This window comes from Mesorhizobium sp. M2E.F.Ca.ET.209.01.1.1 (genome assembly GCF_004010375.2).
In the GTDB taxonomy this organism is placed as follows: domain Bacteria; phylum Pseudomonadota; class Alphaproteobacteria; order Rhizobiales; family Rhizobiaceae; genus Mesorhizobium.
Window position 1 is genome coordinate 1 of sequence record NZ_SADP02000788.1, and the last position, 321, is coordinate 321.

Consider the following 321-nt stretch of genomic DNA (forward strand, 5'->3'; position numbering starts at 1 on the left):
GAAAACCAGAGCGTTGTTCTCCAGGAACAATCCATATTGAGACGTGCTGGTCCAGTGCCAGTAAACGCCTTCGATCGTCGCGTTGATCGGGTCAATTGATCGAATTGGCGTTGCGTCATTCTCCCACTTACTCTGGGCTAATATGAACATTATCGCAAAAAAACCGGAGAAGAAGACCACGCTGGGCGCGTTCCTCTTCAAACCCTCATAAGTCGACGGTGAAAACATGAATCCCTCAATGTCGATTCATGTGGTAGCTGGAAAGTAGACTTTCAATCAGCCGCCGACGCAGCTTTAACGCGGCGCCGGCCTCGGCTGCCG

1 pseudogene is annotated in these 321 nt (G+C 51.4%); it reads right to left on the minus strand.

Annotated features, from left to right (window positions below):
* Positions 1 to 228: pseudogene (locus EN852_RS41955) on the minus strand (hypothetical protein); the annotation flags it as partial.
* Positions 229 to 321 lie beyond the last annotated feature (93 nt).